This is a genomic window from Euzebya rosea, from assembly GCF_003073135.1.
GTDB lineage: Bacteria > Actinomycetota > Nitriliruptoria > Euzebyales > Euzebyaceae > Euzebya > Euzebya rosea.
This window is the reverse complement of the sequence record NZ_PGDQ01000010.1, coordinates 26,760-44,417: the sequence shown is the minus strand read 5'-3', so window position 1 is coordinate 44,417 and position 17,658 is coordinate 26,760. Positions and strand designations below refer to the sequence as shown.

Below are 17,658 nucleotides of genomic sequence, written 5' to 3'. Positions count from 1 at the left end.
AACTAGGGGGCAAGCCGGGTTGGTGGTCGTTACGAACCACGGGTCACCGGAGGGCGGACTCGGCATCCAGGTGGCCGTGAATGCGCCTTTCGGTTGACCATCATCCGACAAGGCCTTGGAGGCCACACACATGAGCAGATTCACAGTTGCGCTGGTCGCGGCTGTCTCGATGCTGTTCGCCCTTGCAGGTCCTGCGCTCGCGCAGGACAGCCCGAGCCCCATCGTGAGCGGTCCAACGACCGCTGACGAAGCAGTGGCTTGGAGCCAGGCGACCTTCGCAGACGGCAGCGCACCCGACGTGATCCTTGCACGCGACGACAACTTCCCGGACTCCCTCGGAGCCGGCGCGGTCCAGGCCGCCCTCGAAGCACCGTTGCTGCTGACCAACTCCACCCTGCTGAGCCCGCAGACCGCCGCCGAGATGGCGCGTCTGGGTGCTGAGCGGGTCATCATCCTGGGTGGCGAGGAAGCGGTCGGGCCGGCCGTCGTCGCCGAGCTCGACCTGCTCGGCCTCGAGACCGAACGCGTCGGCGGGGCCACCCGTGCCCTGACTGCCGTGGCCATCATCGACCGGTTCTTCCCCAACACCACCGCGGTGGTCGTCGCCCGTGCCGATGCGGCCGAGGGCAACCCGACGAGCGCCTTCGCAGACTCCATCGTCACCGCAGCCGTGTCCGCGGTTGCCCACGTGCCGATCCTGCTCACCAACTCCGACACCCTGCTGCCGGAGACCGGCGAGGCCCTCGCAGCCCTGCCGATCGAGAACGTCATCATCGCCGGTGGCTCCGAGGCCGTCAGCGACGACGTCCTCGACGACATCGCCTCGGCCATCGACGACGGCAGCAGCGCCACCGAGGAAACCGTCCAGCGCCTGGCCGGTCCCTCCCGTGACGTCACCGCCATCGAGATGATGTCCTACCTGGGCTACTCCTCCGCCGCTGACGCCTCCCGCGTCATCCTGGTCGAGGGCTACGCCGACGACGCATGGGCGTCCGGCTTCGCGTCGGCCGTGCAGGCCGGCAACGGTGCTGCGCTCGTGCTCGCCAACGGTGACGACATCTCCGATGCCACCGCCGACTTCCTGTCGGGCGCCGGCGTGCCGCTGATCTGCGGTCCCGGAACCACCCAGTCCGCCTGCGACGCCGCTGCTGCGGCCATCGAGGGCTGATCCATGGGATTCGACACACGACCCGACATCCATCACACCGACACCCCCGCACAGCAGATGCACACGAGGAGCACACAGACCATGACCATCACACGCAGCCGGTCCTTCCGGGTGCTCCTGGCCGCAGCCCTCGCGGCGGTGCTGGCGATCACGACCCTCGGGACCGTTGACGCCTCCAGCCACCGCGAGGCGCCGCTGATCGCCCAGGACCCCGTCGCCGACAACACCGACACCTACGCGTTCGTGTCGCCGACCAACGACGACAACGTCGTCCTCATCGCCAACTACATCCCCCTCCAGCAGCCGTCCGGTGGGCCGAACTTCTACAACTTCGGCGACGACGTCCTGTACGAGATCCACGTCGACAACGACGGTGACGCCGTCGCCGACGTGACCTACGAGTTCGACTTCACGACCTCGCTGAACATCCCGACCACGACGCTGTACAACGTCGGCCAGATCACCGCCCTCGAGGGCGAGGGTGCTGCCGCGTGGAACCTGCGTCAGACCTACACCCTGTCCAGCGTCGTCGACGGCACCCGCACGGTGCTCGGCCAGGACCTTCCGGTCCCGCCGAACAACCTCGGCCCGCGCTCGACCCCCGACTACGACGCGCTGGCCTCGCAGGCCATCGTCGAGCTCGCCGGTGGCGTCACCGCCTTCGCCGGCCAGCGTGACGACCCCTTCTGGGTCGACCTCGGCTCGATCTTCGACCTTGGTGCCCTGCGTCCGTTCGAGGGTGCGCACATCATCCCCGAGCCGAACACCGACGCCATCGACGCCGTCGCTGGCAAGAACACCCACTCCCTGGTGCTCGAGATCCCGATCGACTCGCTGACCAACGGTGACGACCCCGTCATCGGTGTCTGGGCGAGCGCGTCCCGTCGTCGCACCCGCACCTTCTCCGGTGGCAGCTCCGCCACCCCGGTCCACACCGGCCCGTACGCCCAGGTCTCCCGCCTCGGCATGCCGCTGGTCAACGAGGTCGTCATCCCGACCGCGCTGAAGGACACCTTCAACACCCTGCTGCCCAGCCAGGACGCCACGGCCCTGTCCGGCGTCGGCTCCGACGACATCGCCCCGGACGCCGGCTACCAGCCCTCGACCGTCGGTGACATCCCGATCGTGACCGACCCCGAGCTGGCCGGCCTGTTCGCCATCCTCTACCCCGACGTGTTCGGTCCCGACGGTGCAGCACCGCTGCCCCCCGCCCCGCGCGCCGACCTGGTGCAGGTCTTCCTGACCGGCATCCCGGACGTCAACCAGCTCAACGGTGGGGACTTCACCCCGGCGGAGTACATCCGCCTGAACACCTCCATCAAGCCGGCTGACGGCGACCTCAACAACGACAACCGCCTCGGCGTCATCGGTGGTGACACCCAGGGGTACCCCAACGGTCGTCGCCTGTACGACGACACCGTGGACATCTCCCTGCGCGTCGTCGCCGGCGAGCTGGTCAACGGTGGCGACGCCACCCCCGACCTGACCGACGGCATCCTCACCAACGACAAGCCGTTCCTCAACGAGTTCCCCTACGTGGCCGCCCCCTGGGACGGCTACAGCTCCACCGAGTAGAACGGTCCTCCGTTGACCACGCCGGCATCCGCTGCCGTCGCTCCCGAGGGGAGGGGCTCGCGCCTCTCCCCTCGTGGGGGACACCCCCACCCCGGGACGTTCCGCCCCATGCCCTCCTCCCGAACCGTTCGCGCCCTGCTCGTCACCGCCGCCGTCGCCGCCCTCGTCGGGCTGATGGTCGGCCGGTTCCTCACCTACTCCGACACGCCCACGGTCCCGCTGCCGACCGTCGTGGTGCCCGACGACACCGAGGTCCGGTCCCTGCAGGCCGCCGCCGAGGCAGCCCCCGACCGCGCCGCCTCGTGGCAGGCGCTCGGACTCGCCGCCACCGAACACGCCATCACCACGTCCGACCCCGCCTGGTACGCCGTCGCGGGTGACGCGCTGGACCGCGCCGCCGAGCTCGACCCCGACGACCACTTCACCACCATCGCCAGCGGCCGGCTGGCCCTCTCCCTCCACGACTTCACCCGAGCCCGCGAGCTGGGCCTGTCCGCGACCGCTGCCGCGCCCGCCTCGGCCGACGCCTGGGGAGTCCTCGTCGACGCCCACGTCGAGCTGGGCGACTACGGCGCCGCCGCCGAGGCGCTGGACACCATGCTCTCCCTCGACCCCGACCTGTCCGCCCTCGCCCGCGCCAGCTACCTGCGCCAGCTGAACGGTGACCTCGACGGCGCCATCGTCGCGATGCGCCAGGCCGCTGCGGCGGGAGGTGCGTCGGCCGGGACGGTCGACCCGACGATCAGCGTGCTGCTCGGCGACCTGCTGCTGCAGCGCGGTGACCTCGCCGCCGCGCGGGACGCCTACGCCGCCGCGCCGACTCCTGCCGGTGCGGCTGGGCTGGCCCGGATCGCCGCCGCCGAGGGGGACCTGGGCACCGCCGAGCGAATCCTCTCCGACCTGGTGACACGCACCCCTGCCCCGCCGGTCATCATCGCCCTGGCCGAGGTGCAGCAGCGTGCCGGCAACACCGACGGGCTGGCCGACACGATCGAGCTGGCCCGCACGGTCGCCGCCCTGCAGGTCGACGCGGGACAGACCGTCGACCTCGAGCTGGCGCTGTTCGAGGCGTCCTTCGGGGACCCGACCCGAGCGCTGGAGCTGGCCACCCTTGCCCATGACGCCCGCCCCGACAACGTCTTCGCGGCCGGCGCGCTGGCGTGGGCGAACCACGTCGCCGGCAACAGCAGCGCGGCGGTCGAGCTCGCTGCGGACGCAGGTCGGCTGGGCACGATCGACACCGCGCACGAGCTGCGCATGGCCACCATCACCGGCGAGGGCCTGGACGCCCTGCTGACCCGCAACCCCCTCGCCCTGGAGCTGTACCTGCCGTGACCCTCCACCCCCGCTCCCTGGCGGCCGCCCGTCCGCGATGGCACACCCCGGCGGCCCTGCTGGGTGCGCTCCTGACGGCGCTCCTGGCCACCCTGCTGCTGGCCGGGCCGGCGTCGGCGCACCCGCTGGGCAACTTCACGACCAACACCTCCGCGGCGATCCTGCCCACGCCGGAGTCCGTCGACGTCGTCTACGTGCTGGACCTTGCGGAGGTGCCGACCCAGCAGACCGCCAGCACGATCGACGCGGCCGGCGGCGAACGCGCCTGGGCGCAGGAGGAGTGCGGGGCGGTTGCCGACATGCAGGCCCTCACCGTGGACGGCCGCGAGGTCGCGCTGCGGGCCACGGAGGTCGGGGTCACCTTCCCGCCGGGGCAGGCCGGGTTGGACACCCTGCGGCTGCGCTGCGGCCTGACGGCCGACGTCGCGGTGACCGCGGGGACGACGATCGGCTTCAGCGACGCCTACAGGGCCGACACGCTCGGCTGGCGCGAGGTGCTGGCTGCCGGGGACGGGGTGGGGCTCGACTCGCGCGACGTCCCCGCAGCATCGTCGTCGCAGCAGCTGCGCGCCTACCCGGACGCGACCGTCTCGACCGTCACGACCGCGTCGCTGACCGTGGGCGAGGGAGACGGAGCCGGCGACGCCGAGGCCGTGACGGCCCTGCGGGCCACCGACGTCGAGCTGGTGGAGGCCGAGTCTCCCGGCGGGCTGGAGGGCCTGGTCACGCGGTACACCGAGCTCGTGGCCCGACAGGACCTGACGGTCGGGTTCGTGCTGCTGGCGATCCTGCTCGCGATCGTGCTGGGCACCGCCCACGCGGTGGCGCCGGGGCACGGCAAGACCGTCATCGCTGCCTACCTGCTGGGCGAGGGCGGACAGGCCCGGCAGGCCGTCGCGCTCGGCACGACCGTGGCCATCACCCACACGGTCGGCGTGCTGGTGCTCGGCGTGATCGTGTCCACCTCGACCAGCCTGGCCCCCGAGCGGCTGTACCCGATCCTCGGGGTCATGGGTGGCGTGCTGTTCACGCTGCTCGGCCTCTCGTTGCTGGTCCGCGCGCTCCGCAACAAGGGGCACGGCCACGACCACAGCCACGGGCACAGCCACGACCACGGGCACAGCCACGGCGCGGTCGTCGCGGACGTGTCGACCCCCGAGCGCGATCGCGTCCTGGTCGGTCATGGGTCGGCTGTGCTGCCCGAGAGGTCCCATGACCCTCACTTGCCGGACCACGCCGCGCACGATCACGGCCCTCTCGAGCACAACCACGACCACGACCAGCCCAACCACGACCCGCGCGACCACAGCCACGACCATCGGTCCGCCCCGTCCACCGGATGGCGGTCGCTGATCCTGCCGGGTCTGGCTGGTGGAATGGTCCCGAGCCCGTCGGCGCTCCTGGTGCTGCTCGGCGGCGTGGCCATCGGCCGCGCGTGGTTCGGGGTCGTCCTCGTCCTCGCCTACGGCGTCGGCATGGCCCTGGCGCTGGTCGGCGCCGGCTACCTGCTGCACCGCGTCCGGTTCCGTGTCGCGGAGCGACTGGAGAGCCAGACGTGGGCGCGCGTCAGCGCCGCATTGCCGGTGATCACCTCCAGCCTGATCGTCGCCGGTGGATTGGTCATCATCGGCCGTTCGCTGCTCGGGGCCGCCTGATCACCGCGGCGTGGGCGGGTCAGCCTCGACCGGGTGCCGTTGGTCGCACCTTGCAGCGACACCGGCGGACCGAGTCCGGTCGGCGGGTGGTCAAGGGGCGCCCTGGTCGCACCTTGCAGCGACACCGCCCGAGATCGACGTCCGACCAGCGTCCTTGATCCCGCCTGAGTGGCTCGTCTTCTGCCGAACAAGCTCCTCTGCTCGCACCTCGCGGCGACAGCGGCGGGAGAGCCCGATCTTCCCGGACGGTCGCGGGGGTGGCGTTGGTCGCACCTTGCACAGACATCGGCGGAGGGCCAAGCCCGGCTTCGGGCCGGTCGATCGGCGAGATTGGTCGCGTGTCGTCGGCAACGACGGTGTGACGGCTCCAGGACCGGGCGTCCCGGGTACGGCCGGTGCGTGTGGGTTCCGGTGGGTGTCAGGCAGCGTGGGCGGGTGGGTCGCGGCTGATCTCCACGCCGCCCTCGGTGGTCCAGATGCGTTGTCCGGGTGGGCCGTGGAGCTGGTGGTTGCGTCTGGTCTTGTCCCGATGATGTGCCGCACACAGCCAGGCGAGGTCTGACAGCTCGGTGGTGCGGGTGATGGCCCATCCGGTGACGTGGTCGATCTCCAGCAGGTGGTCGGCGGTGCAGCCGGGTACCTCGCATCGGTAGCCGCGGGCTTCCAGTGCGGTGCGTTGCCGGGCGGTGACCTGTCGGCCGAGGTGGGCGACGGTGACGTCGGTGGCGTTGGTGATGACGTAGGCGATGTGGGCATCCAGCATCTGCTCACGCACCGCAGACAGTGCAACGGGGCCGATGCCAGCGATCTCACAGACCTCCCCGTCAACCAGTTCGCCACGGACGAGCGCGGAGCCGTCGACGCGGATGATCACCTTGGTCTGCCGTCCCGAGGGTCGATGTCGCTGCGGCGGCGGATGGCCGAGCGGTCCGGCGTCGGGACCGGGCATGGCCGATCCCTCGTGCCTGTCCGGGTCGTCGCTGGGCGGGTCGTTGTCGGTCCGGTCGGTCCGGCCGGACCCGTCGTGGATCGTGTCCGGGTCCTGGACATGGGCGCCGGGATCCGGCCCGTCGGGCTGGAGGCCGGGTGGGCTGTCCGTGGTGGTGCGGCTCCGATCCGTGCTGCCTGGAGCGTCTCGGCCCGGCTCGACGCCACCGACAACGTCGACGCTCGCGTCGGGGCTGCCCGCACGGTCACCGTCGGTCGGGTCCGTGCTGTCGGCCCGGTCGCCGTTGGCCGGGTCGGTGCTACCGGGGGTGTGTGAGTCGGGGACATCGTCGTTGGTGGTCCCCAGGACGGTCGACTGGGCCGGGGTGGTCGCGCTGCCCGTCCGGGGGCCATCGCCGGCCGTGCCGGTCGGGGGAGCCACGGTGCCGGTCAGGTCACGGGTGGGGTGGTCGAGCAGGTTGAGGAGGGCATCGAAGCGGTAGCAGGCATCGTCCTCCCGCCGTCCGGCGGCGTGGGCGGCACGAAACACCGCATCGTGCTCACCCCGCAACGCCGCCTCGATCCGGGCACCCAGGTCACCGGGGGCCTGCAGGAACGCCTTCCACTCCCCATCGGTCTCCGTCCACGACCGAAACGCCCGCCGCGCCAGATGCCGACGGCGGGTTGCTTCCCGGTCCGGATCGGCAGCGGTGCGGATGTCACGCGCCTTCTTCCGCAGCTCCGGCAACGACTGCGAGGCCGCATCCACGATCAGCTCACCCGCCTTCTCGGGTGCATCGGCGACGGTGTCGGACACCACCACGGCTTGGTCGGTGGAGAGGGTCCCGTCGGTCACGGCCCGGTCCACCTCGGGCTGGTCGACCAGCTGTGCGGAGGTGCGCAGCATCTTCCTGGCCGCGGCAGGGGTGGTGCCGGTGGCGGTGGCGATCAACGTCGCCGCGTCCTTGGCCCCTGCTGTGTGGTGGGCGTCGGCCTCGGTGGTCCGTCGGGCCGCCCGGGTGAGCATCCCGTCGACGATCCGGCCGGCACGACCCAGGTCGGCAATCAACCCGGCGACGTCGCGGTCGGGGATGGCGTCGGGGTCGAACCGGGAGGCGAGGGCATGCAGGTGGGTGACCAGCTCGGTCACCTCACCCGCTTCCACCACCCCTGACCCCATGCCCCGAACCCCACCTCTCACCATGTCTCGATCGTGTGTTCGAGTATATCGCCTCGGACGGTCTCGGATCGGGTGTTTCCCCAGCTCAACCAGCATTTCTGACGGTTCGTCAGTGGTGATCGTCTCCGCTTCGTGGCTGCTGATGGACCGTGTCGTCTGGTGGCATGCATCGTCAACGATCCCGGCTGGGCCCCAGCTCGGACCAACCCTTCGGAGTCCCGGCTCGTTCGGCCACGACGGGCATATCCCTGCCCCCCCGGTGCGGCATCGCCGCGAGCCGACGACACCGCATCCGGACCACGGGACCGAGTGCCGCTGTCACCTCCACCCGGCGAGGGGTAATGCGCGCGCGTGGCGGCCCCTCGATGCGGTTCAGCGGTGGCCGGCGTTGCCGTTGGCCTGGACGTAGCTGACGCAGCGTCCCTGGTTGGCGAACGACGGGTTGTTGAACGTGGCCCATCCCTCCTGCTTGCACTGGTCCTTGTTGGTGGGTGGTGGGGTGTCGGCGACCCCATCCCCGTCACCGTCGACGACGAACGTGGCCCCCACATCCTTCGCAGCGTCCACGACCAGGCTGCAGACCCCCGTGCCCGAGCAGTCGTTGGTCCAGCCCACGAACAGCCAGCCATGTGCTGCCGTCGCGACCAGGTCGATCGCCGCGTCCTCCTGCACCCAGGCCATGCAGACGGTCGGGCAGTCGATCTCGTCGGTCGTGCCCTGCACTGTCCCCGCACCGGTCACCGTGACGGCCACCTGGTGCTCTCGGGGTACGACCTCGTATGCCACCGTCTGGCTGGTGGTGTTCCCCGCGACGTCGGTTGCGGTGCAGGTCGTGGTGAACATGCCCACCGTCGAGGTGTCCAGGGGGTCACAGGACTCGGTGTCGACACCGGACCCGTGGTCGGTCGCGCGTGGTTCCGCAGCCGCATCGGTGCTCCCCCGGACGATCTGGTGCGGCACCATCGGGTCCAGCGTGGGTGCCACCATGTCGACGTTCAGGACAACGGTCCGTTCGCCCCGGTTGTCCGCCCGGTCCCAACACTCTCCGCGGATGTACAGGGTGCCGTGCTGGACCTGTGGTCCGATGGACGCCGGGTCAGTGCATCGGTTGACCCCGGACAGCGAATCGTGTCCGTTCCACGTCACGGTGAACGGTTGGTTGTACCAGCCGGCACCGTTCGGTTCGACCGACGTCGTTGCCTCCACCGTTGGTGCGGTCATGTCGATCGAGAACACGCGGTTGTACGTTTGCGTCGCGTGTTGCCACGGGTCGTTGGTGCACCACCACGTGCAGCTGTAGGTGCGAGTCCGGTACTGTGCCCAGCAGGACAAGTAGCGTTGCCCCTCCCCCGACACGGTCGCCCGAAGCACCTGATCAGTCGTGTAGTAGTCGTCGTCGGGCAGCGCCGGCAACTCCGCCACTCGTTCCCCCTGGACGGCACAAGTTGCGGAGTGCAGCTGTTCCTCGAAGCCGTTGGAACGGCCGCGGACGTCCAGCTCGAGCGTGACCCGAACATCGCCTCCGTACCACCCGTTGACGGCACCGGAATGGACCCAGACCTGCCCGATGCCGGCGGCCGCAGGGCTCGCAGCGGGCCCGACCAGCGAGAGCATGCACAGCGCAACGGTCAGACCGGCGAGCACCGATGTGCGACGTGACGGAACCCAGAAATCGGACACCATTCCATCCCCCTTCGTTCTCGGGGGACCCGTCGGACGAGTTCTGCTGCCCCCGATGCGGAAGAATCAACACCGCCGTCGGCGAGACGTCAAGCGGGTTGTCGGCTGGTTCCCGGAAAGGATCGGCGGGCGCCGAAGGTGACATGGCGGTGACAACGGTGGACACCGTTCGACCTCCTCCGGGATAGTGCCCGGACCAGCCGCGGGCCGTTGAGGGGATCCGCGGCGTGATCGAGGGGGATTGATCCCATGGGCTTCCTGTCCAACATGAAGAACAACCTGACCGGCAGCTGGGCGAACGTGAACGTGCGAACGGCGCCGCAGCTGCGGCGGGGCGAGCCGGCCAGCGTCGCCGTCGACGTGCAGGTCAAGGACAACGACATCACCGTCAACGGCGTGATCGTGGAGCTGTCCCTGCAGGAACGGGTGTCGCTCAACGGCGTGGACCTGATGGGTGACGGGGACGACGAGCGGGTGGACGGCCGGGCGATCGAGCGGCTGCACCACCAGGAGTTCACGATCGCCGCCGGACAGCAGCTCGGCGCCAACCAGGCCGGCAGCTTCGAGGGCCAGGTCCAGCTCCCGACCCACCTGCCTCCGTCGGCCCGCGGCAGGAACGCCGAGTTCCGCTGGCAGGTCCGCGCACGGCTCGACATGAAGGGCAACGATCCGGACAGCGGCTGGCAGGTCGTCGAGGTCCACTGACCCAAACGACGCCATGGCGCGGCCCCGAGAGCACGGCCACAACCCTTACCGGGCACGAAACGGCCCTTCACCTCTCGGGGCCGCGCCCCTAGGCTCGACCCAGATCACAGCAACTTCGTGAGGGGAAGCGCTCGTGACGACCACAGAAGCTCGAGGATCCGCGGCCCATGGCCCCGAGTGGGAGCAGCGCATGGCGCTGGTGCAGCGCATACCGCTGTTCCAACGCGTGTCGCCGCTGTCCCTGCCGGAGATCGCCAACCTGCTGCAGCACACCATCGCCACCGCCGGCACGGTGCTGCTGAACCAGGGCGAGGCGGGTGACGCGATGTACCTGATCGAGGAAGGTGCCTGCCTCGTCGAGCACACCTCGACGGCAGGTACCCGGCCGCTGGCACGCCTCGGACCCGGAGAGTTCTTCGGCGAACACGCCTTGCTCGCCGGTGGGGCCCGATCAGCCACGGTCCGGGCCGAGACCGACATGTCCCTGTGGACCCTGACGCGCGATGACTTCGCGGCCCTCGCCCAGCGCGAACCGGCCGTGGGCACCGCCGTCGCCGAGGCGGCCGAGCAACGCGCGAAGTTCCGCGACGCCGGCGACTACGGGCTGATCCGCGCCGACCTCGGGGCCCTGTCCCAGCCCAACGGGCAGGTGCGGGTCGGCCGGGCCGACGACAACGACCTCGTGCTCGACTCCCGCCTGGTGTCCGCCCACCACGCGGTCCTCCGCAACGCTGGGCAGAGCATCGTCGTGGAGGACACCTCCGCCGACGGCGCCACCTTCGTCAACGGCGCTCCGGTCAAGTCCGCCACCCTCAAGGAGGGCGACCACGTCTTCTTCGGCGACCAGCACCTCGTCTGGTCGACGGGCGCGCTCAACGAGGTCGTCAGCCCCCGCGCCATCCGCATCGAGGCCGCTGGCCTGCGCAAGGAGGTCAAGGGCGGCAAGAACCTGCTGCAGAACATCTCCCTCTCCATCGCGCCCGGCGAGATGGTCGCCATCGTCGGCACCAGCGGGGCGGGCAAGTCCACGCTCATGGACGCCCTCTCCGGGGTGCGCCCGCCCACCCACGGCGAGGTCCGTTACAACGGCGAGGACGTCACCCACTCCCGCGACCGCTACCGCGAGTCCCAGGGCTACGTGCCGCAGGACGACATCATCCACCGGGACCTGCCGGTCAAGGTGACCCTCGACTACGCCGCCCGCCTGCGCTTGCCGGGGGACACGTCGAAGGCCGAACGCCAGGCCATCGTGCAGAGGACCCTGGAGGACCTGCAGATCGCCGCCCACGCCGACACCAAGGTCTCGGCCCTGTCGGGCGGCCAGCGCAAGCGGTGCTCCATCGGCGTCGAGCTGCTGACCAAGCCGCGGGTGTTCTTCCTCGACGAGCCGACGTCGGGCCTCGACCCGGCCACCGACACGGCGATGATGAAGCTGCTGCGCCGCCTGTCCCACGACGGCGCGACGGTGCTGCTGACCACCCACGCCACCAAGAACGTCCTGCTGTGCGACAAGGTCGTCTTCATGGCCCGCGGCGGCAACCTGGCCTTCTTCGGCACCCCCCGCCGGGCGCTGGAGCACTTCGGCTGCACCGAGTTCGACCAGATCTACGAGCTGCTGGAGGGAACGACGACGCCCGAGGAGTGGGCGCAGCGCTACACCCAGACCCCCGAGTACGCCTTCATCGCCCAGCTGCACGCCCAGGCCGGCCCGGCGATGGCGGACCCGGGACAGCAGCCCCGCAAGGGAGGGATCGGCCGCTCGTTGTCGCAGTTCGCGACCCTGTCCAGCCGCAACGCCGCGTTGTTCCTCTCCAACTCCGACCGGCTGGCCCCGCTGTTCATCGGGCCCATCGCCCTCGCCCTGCTGATGCTGGCGCTGTTCAGGCCGGGTGCGTTCGACCCGGACACCGACAACCTGATCGTCCCGGGCCTCATCTGCTTCCTGCTGGTCTTCTCCGGCTTCCTGATCGGGTTGACGTCGGGCCTCCAGGAGATCGCCTCGGAGTTCGCGATCATCAAGCGCGAACGGCTGGTCAACCTCAAGCTGACGCCCTACATCCTGTCCAAGATGACGTTCCTCGCGCCGGTGCTGTCGATCGGCATGGCGCTGATGCTGCTCATCCTCGGCCTGACCGACCGCATCCCCGACCTGTCGGCCAGCGAGTACGCCGCGGTGTGGTTCACGATGGTGCTCTCCACGCTGCTGGCGTTGGCGATCGCCCACTTCACCTCGGCTGCGGCGCCCAGCGCGCAGACCGCCAACGACCTTGCCCCCGCGTGGATCATGCCGCAGGTCCTGTTCTCCGGTGGCCTCTTCCCGATCGCGGCGATGATCACGGTCGGCGAGGCGATCTCGACGGTCATGCCGCTGCGCTACGGCTTCCAGGCCGCTGGCAACGTGCTGGACGTCCTCGGCCTCTACGACGCCGCCGGCGGCCCGGTGGCGGAGAATCTGGCCACCCAGTACCGGGACCAGTTCGACGTGAACCTGGCGGTGCAGTGGGCGGTCATGGGCGTGGCGGTCGTGATCCTGCTGGTCGCCGCTGGCCTGGTGCTGCGCCGCAAGACCGCGCCGCAGTGACCGACCTGCCGCGACGCGCGGCATGCTGGCCGGGATGACCGAGCAGCCCGAACCCGTCGTCCGCCGCGGCCGGCCGGAGGACCACGACGACGTCGTCGCCCTCGACATCCGTGCCTTCGAGCCGCACACCTCCCCCGGCTCGTCGATCACCGCCCGCGGCAACTTCTTCGATCGGGTCCCCGCGGAGCAGCACTTCATGGCCTGGCTGGACGGGCAGCTGGTCGGCTACATCCGGATGGGCCACCCCACGCCGCTCCCCTCCAACGCCCATGTCATGGAGATCCAGGGGCTCGCCGTCGACCCGGCGACCCGTGGGCGTGGCATCGGCGCCATGCTGGTCCGGGCTGCGCTCGACGACGCCGAACGCCGGGGGATGCACAAGGTGTCGCTGCGCGTCATGGGCAGCAACCCGACGGCCCAGCGGCTCTACCGCCGGATGGGCTTCGAGGTGCAGGGCCACCTGCGCGAGGAGTTCCTCATCGACGGCGAGTACGTCGACGACCTGATGATGGCCCGCTTCGTCCGAACGCGAACGGGGCCCGGCTGATGCCGGGCCCCGCGAACGCCGTTGCCGTGGCTACCCCACCAGGGTCGCCACCGCCTGGTCCTGCACGGCCTGGCTGACCGCCGCCGTCCCACCGGCGATGAACAGCCGGCGGATCGAACCGGCGTTGGCCGCCAGCAGCGACCGCGACTCCGGCGAACCGTCCAGGCTGGTGGGGTCGACCAGCACCAGCAGCCCGTCGAGCTGCGCCGCAGCCGGGCCGGCCGTCAGCGCGTCGGGGAAGTTGGTGCCGCTGGCCAGCATGGCCGAGCCGAAGGACGCGCCGGTCGTGCTCAGGGCTTCCTGTGTGATCGCCGCCGCGGTGGCGAACCGGCTGGACCCCGCCAGCCGCTTGGGCACGAACCCAGCGGCCTCCACGTCGTCGGCGACCTGCTCGGCCAGCGCCGCGGTGCCACCGGCCAGGTAGACCACGGCACCGTCGGCGACCAGGTCGGCAAGCGCCGCCTCGGCCACCGGGTCCAGGCCGGCCGAACCCGTCAGCAGGATCGGCAGCCGACCCGGGATGGCCAGGTTGCTGGCCGCCAGCGCGTCGGGGAACGCATCGGCGCGGACCAGGATGGCACCCGGCACCTCCCCGTCGTCCCCTGCCAGCGCCTCGGCCACCTCGACGGCGGTCTCGACACGGCCGCTGCCCGCCAGGCGGGTCACCTCGTAGTCGCTGAGGGCGTTCTCCACCGCGGCCGACAGCGCCGACTCGCCGCCGAGCAGGACCACGTCGGTCGCACCCAGGCGCTCCAGCTCGGCCGCGACCTCCGCCGCCAGGGACGACGACGAGGTCAGCAGCACCGGCGCGTCGAGGTCGGCGGCCAGGGGGGCTGCCGCGAGCGCGTCGGGGAAGTTGCCGGCGTCGGCCAGCAGCACCGTGTCGGCGCCGTTCGGGAAGGCCCGCGTCGACACCTCCACCGCGGTCTGGATGCGGCCGGGACCGGCCAGGCGCTCGACCGACAGCCCGAGGTCGCCCTCGTAGCCGTAGTCGACCGGGGCGCAGCCGGTGCCACGGGTCAGCGACACGGTCGCGGTGATGTCGTCCTCGCGGGGCGAGACGACCGCACCGCTGTCGTCGACGGTCACCTCGTCACCGGACATGGCCGTGACGTCGAAGGAGAGGCACTCGAAGTCGAAGCGCCACAAGCCGTCCTCGCGCGTGGGGTCCTCGAAGTTGTCCACGTGCCCCTCGCCGCTGTCGGAGAAGGACTCGCCGACGTTGAAGGCCGCGTCGGCCAGCTCGGGGGCAGGCTCGCCGGGCTGGGGCACGGCGTCGAGCACGTGCTGGCCGGGATGGTCACCGTTGGAGATGTTGCCGTAGCTGAACGACTCGTCGGTGTAGCCCAGCGAGATGCCCGGCTCCCATGTGATGGCACCACGGTCGGACTGGCCGTAGCCGTCGGCGTCGAAGCCGGAGCGGTCGCGGAGCTCCAGGTAGTAGGCGTGGTCGGCTGGCGAGCCCTCGGTGGAGGACACGTACTGGAAGCCCCTGGAGCAGATCGGCGCGGTGCCCAGCCCCGAGTCGGGGTCACAGCCACCGTTGAACAGCAGCGGGTCGCTGGCGCCGTCCTCGAAGTCGTTGGCGTACAGCTCCGACCCGTCGGCGGTCACGGTCACGTCGTCGATGAACCAGCCGGGTTCGGCCAGGCCCACGTCGGTCACGTAGCCGAAGCGGACGACCACGTTGTCCTGGCCGGCGTAGGCGGTCAGGTCGTACCGGTCGGTGGCGAAGCCGTCGTTCTCCGGGGCGTTGCCCCGCAGGCGGTCGATGGCGCTGGTGCCGTCCTCGTAGGACTGGGTGGTCCCGGTGATGCCGTTGCCGTAGGTGGCCTGGCAGACGTTGTTGTTCGGGTTGGTGGTTGCCGGCGTCGTGAAGCCCTCCTCGGACTCCAGGGCCGTGTAGGTCTGGCCGTCGTCGGTGGTCACCATGACGAAGCCGTAGTCGAACTCCCACTCGATGTCGAACATGGTCGCGAACGACAGCTCGACGGGGGTGTCAGCAGCCAGGTCGGCCAGCTGCGGCAGGCGCAGGTCCAGCGCACGGGCGTTGGGCGAGGAGGGGCAGGCGTAGTCGTTGCCCGACGTCGACCAGTACACGTGGGTCGGCGAGGCGCCGTTCTCCACCAGCGCCGGGTCGATCAGGATGTCGGTGGGGATGCCGGCCCGGTACATCTGGCCGTTGTGCACGTCCTCGCCCTCGAGGACGTACGGGGTGCCGTCGGGCTGGGCCCACTCGATGCGGTTGATGTCGGTCTTGGAGCCGACCATCTCGACCTCGGTGGTGCCCTCGGGCACCTCCAGCGGCACGACCCAGCCCAGCTCCTGGCGGCCGAAGGCGTCGATGTTCTGGCTGTAGTCCGACGCCATCAGGTTCCACTCGCCGTACGTGGTCAGGCCGGCGTTGGAGTAGAAGTCGGGCAGGCCGAGGGAGTGGCCGTACTCGTGGCTGATGACCGACGCGGCGTCGAAGACACCCTCGGGGTTGACGTTGTACGGACCGACGCGGACGTAGGCGGGGTACTCGGTCTCGGTGGTCGTCGTCACCGTGTAGGTGGCGTCGGTGTAGTACAGGAGGTTGCCCTCGAGGTCGGTCAGCCGGTCGTCGGAGACGTAGCCCAGCAGGCCGGTCTCGGGGTCACGGAACCCACCCTCCAGCGTCGAGGAGTGCGGCCAGATCGCGTCGTACGGGGCGGGGATGCCTCCGGGGAAGTACGCACACCCGGCGACGACGGTCAGCTGGCTCTCGCCGTTCCCACCGCAGCCGACGAAGATCATCATGAAGAAGTCGACGACGCCGTCCTTGTCGGTGTCGTACTCGTTGTAGTCGATCTCGGGGTCGGCGATGGCGGCGGCGTCGTAGACGGCCTTGCCGGTGTCACCGCAGCCCGCGTCGATGGAGGCCGGGATCGGCACGCCGAGGGCAGGGAGGACGGCCGAGCCACCGGAGTCCTGGCCGTAGTAGCCGGTGGTGCCCGGCAGGTTGTACCAACCGTCGGTGATCCGCTCGGGGTAGGTCAGCGGGTTGCCCGCCTCGCCCGGCAGGTGGACGCCGGTGCAGGTGCTGGGCGGCGGAACCGGGGCGGTGTGGAAGTCGAAGCCCTCGCCGTCGGTGCCCTCGTAGGCGAAGTCGGCGGTCTCGATCCCGGCGGACGGCACGGTGCCGTGCGGGAACAGCTGGCCGTAGCTCATCTCCTGGAACAGGTTGAACGTCGACCCCTCGTTGGCGGGGTCGTTGATGATCGTGTCCAGCAGCTCGGCCTGGTTCTGCTCGGCGTGGGAGAAGTCGAGGAACTGCACGGGCACGACGGGGAACGGCCGGTCGCCGTAGCGGGCGGTGTCGTAGCGCTCGGCCGGCGGGATGACCTTGGGGCCGTGGGAGGTGGAGGTCGCGCCGGTCGACAGCGTGGCGGTCGCCGACAGGTCCTTCCAGACGATCTGCGGGTCCTCGGTGGTGGTGTCGGCCTCGGAGATGACGACCAGCGTGGCCCGGGCGGGGCCGGTGTCGCTGGCGGGGGCCAGATCGCCCAGCGTCCAGGTCAGGGTTCCGTCGGTGCCGACGGCGGCGCTGCCGTTTGCCGTACGGACCTCGGTGACCGCGCGGCCGTCGACGGCGGGGATGGTGACCGTCAGGTCGCTGACGGGGGTGGCGTCGAAGTTGCTGACGATGACGCGGGCGGGGAACTCCTCGCCGGGCTTGACCCAGCCGACGGAGGACGTGAAGTCGTAGTCGACCTGCACACCAGCGGCCTGGGCGAAGGTCACGGCGCCGGCGCCGGCCACGGCGGTGCCGTCGGCGGCGACGGCCCGAACGGCCCACGTCTCGCGGTGGCCGTTGCGGACCGTGCCGATGGTGCGGCCGGCGGTGACCTCGGCCGGGATGTCGATGGTGAACAGGCCGTCGGCGTCGGGCACGACGGTGCCCAGCGGGAAGACCTCGCCGTCGGGGGCGTGCAGGCTGACCTCGACGGCGTCGGTCGCAGGGACCGGACGGGCAGCGCGGTCGGCGAGGTCACCGGTGGCCAGGTGGCCGCCCACGGTGACGACATCTCCCGGACGAGCGACCTCCACCGGGGCGAAGGCGGCGAAGCGCACGGACTCGCCCTGTGCGCCGGCAGGCAACGGCGCGACCATCAACGGGACGAGCAGCAGCAGCGGCAGCAGCCAGAGCAGCGAGAGCGGACGGATGGAAAGGCGCATGCGAAGCCCCCATGGGGTCGAGGAGTACGGCGTGTGACTGGCAGTCGGCGCGGTGGACTACGCACCAAGCACGGGCGACGTTACGCATGGATTTCCCTGCCGCCG

The 17,658-nt window shown here is 70.7% G+C and carries 10 protein-coding genes; 7 read left to right on the top strand and 3 right to left on the bottom strand.

Translation table 11 applies throughout. The features are described from left to right. Positions 1-130: 130 nt before the first annotated feature. The 4 genes from CUC05_RS14355 to CUC05_RS14340 all read left to right on the top strand — a co-directional run bounded on the left by CUC05_RS14355 (position 131) and on the right by CUC05_RS14340 (position 5,733). On the top strand, positions 131-1,168 hold the full coding sequence (locus CUC05_RS14355; RefSeq protein ID WP_108666812.1) for a cell wall-binding repeat-containing protein: 1,038 nt from the start codon (positions 131-133) through the stop codon (positions 1,166-1,168). A gap of 81 nt (positions 1,169-1,249) precedes the next feature. Next, on the top strand, positions 1,250-2,743 hold the full coding sequence (locus CUC05_RS14350; RefSeq protein ID WP_108666963.1) for a DUF4331 domain-containing protein: 1,494 nt from the start codon (positions 1,250-1,252) through the stop codon (positions 2,741-2,743). Between the two features lie 108 nt (positions 2,744-2,851). Then, a complete protein-coding gene (locus tag CUC05_RS14345) occupies positions 2,852-4,078 on the top strand; it encodes a tetratricopeptide repeat protein (protein WP_108666811.1) in 1,227 nt (408 codons plus the stop codon). Then, complete coding sequence (locus CUC05_RS14340; protein ID WP_108666810.1) at positions 4,075-5,733, top strand: nickel/cobalt transporter; 1,659 nt, start codon at positions 4,075-4,077, stop codon at positions 5,731-5,733. Before CUC05_RS14345 ends, CUC05_RS14340 begins: the two co-directional genes overlap by 4 nt. Positions 5,734-6,151: 418 nt before the next feature. Here the strand turns inward: CUC05_RS14340 and CUC05_RS14335 are convergent, their stop codons facing one another. Together CUC05_RS14335 and CUC05_RS14330 are read right to left on the bottom strand one after the other, a co-directional pair. Continuing rightward, the gene (locus tag CUC05_RS14335) at positions 6,152-7,840 is read right to left on the bottom strand and encodes an HNH endonuclease signature motif containing protein (protein WP_108666809.1); all 1,689 of its coding nucleotides are present in this window, start codon (positions 7,838-7,840) and stop codon (positions 6,152-6,154) included. Positions 7,841-8,212: 372 nt separating this feature from the next. Then, on the bottom strand, positions 8,213-9,454 hold the full coding sequence (locus CUC05_RS14330) for a hypothetical protein (protein WP_157965571.1): 1,242 nt from the start codon (positions 9,452-9,454) through the stop codon (positions 8,213-8,215). Positions 9,455-9,769: 315 nt separating this feature from the next. On the opposite strand from CUC05_RS14330, the gene CUC05_RS14325 reads away from it, so the two are divergent. The 3 genes from CUC05_RS14325 (at position 9,770) to CUC05_RS14315 (ending at position 13,353) form a co-directional block, all read left to right on the top strand. After that, positions 9,770-10,225, top strand: coding sequence for a hypothetical protein (locus CUC05_RS14325; protein ID WP_108666807.1), 456 nt, complete (start codon positions 9,770-9,772; stop codon positions 10,223-10,225). Positions 10,226-10,358: 133 nt separating this feature from the next. Then, entirely contained in the window at positions 10,359-12,806 is a 2,448-nt protein-coding gene (locus CUC05_RS14320; RefSeq protein WP_157965570.1) for an ATP-binding cassette domain-containing protein, read from the top strand. A 34-nt stretch (positions 12,807-12,840) separates the two neighbouring features. After that, entirely contained in the window at positions 12,841-13,353 is a 513-nt protein-coding gene (locus CUC05_RS14315; protein WP_108666962.1) for a GNAT family N-acetyltransferase, read from the top strand. A 30-nt stretch (positions 13,354-13,383) separates the two neighbouring features. Here CUC05_RS14315 and CUC05_RS14310 read toward each other — a convergent pair whose 3' ends face one another. Then, positions 13,384-17,553, bottom strand: coding sequence for a cell wall-binding repeat-containing protein (locus tag CUC05_RS14310; protein WP_108666805.1), 4,170 nt, complete (start codon positions 17,551-17,553; stop codon positions 13,384-13,386). Between the last annotated feature and the right edge of the window lie 105 nt (positions 17,554-17,658).